Genomic DNA, 719 nt, shown 5'->3' on the forward strand with positions numbered 1-719 from the left:
GTTGTACGCCTGCGCGATGAACAGCGACGCGAACGTGCAGTACATCATCGACCCGTCGAGGTTGAACGAATAGCCCATCGGCATCACGAAGCTCGAGATCTTGCGGCGCACGCCGAAACGGTCGAGCGCGTCGAGGATCTTCGGATACGCGGCTTCGGAGCTGGCGGTCGCGAACGACAGCATGAACGCTTCCTTGATCAGCACGAGCAGCTTGAACACACGGCGGCCGAGGAACAGCAGCCCGGCCGCGACGAGCGTGGCCCACAGCAGCACGAGGCTCACGTAGAAGTCGCCCATGAACACCGCGAACTTCAGCAGGATCGACAATCCGTTGACCGCGACGGTCGACGCCATCGCCGCCATCACCGCGAGCGGCGCGAGCTTCATCACGTAGCCGGTGATCTTGAGCATCACGTGCGACAACTGGTCGATCGCGGCGATCAGGATCTTGCCGCGCTCGCCGAGTGCGGCGAGCGCGACGCCGAAGAACATCGAGAACACGACGATCTGCAGGATCTCGTTGTTCGCCATCGCCTCGGCGATCGACTTCGGCACCATGTGCCCGACGAAATCCTTCAGCGTGAACTTCGACGTCGCGAGATGCGCGGACGCGCCGATGTCCGGCAGCGGCAGGCCGAGGTTCTCGCCGGGCCGCAGCAGGTTCGCCATCAGCAACCCGAGCAGCAGCGAGACCAGCGACGCGGTGACGAACCAGCCGA

The 719-nt window shown here is 64.0% G+C and carries 1 protein-coding gene; it reads right to left on the reverse strand.

The window, feature by feature from the left end:
• Positions 1-719, reverse strand: a 719-nt coding sequence (locus tag WT24_RS15420) for a dicarboxylate/amino acid:cation symporter (RefSeq protein WP_156441808.1), incomplete at both ends; no start/stop codon positions are given.

The sequence above is a fragment of the Burkholderia sp. MSMB1078WGS genome (genome assembly GCF_001528895.1).
Classification (GTDB): domain Bacteria; phylum Pseudomonadota; class Gammaproteobacteria; order Burkholderiales; family Burkholderiaceae; genus Burkholderia.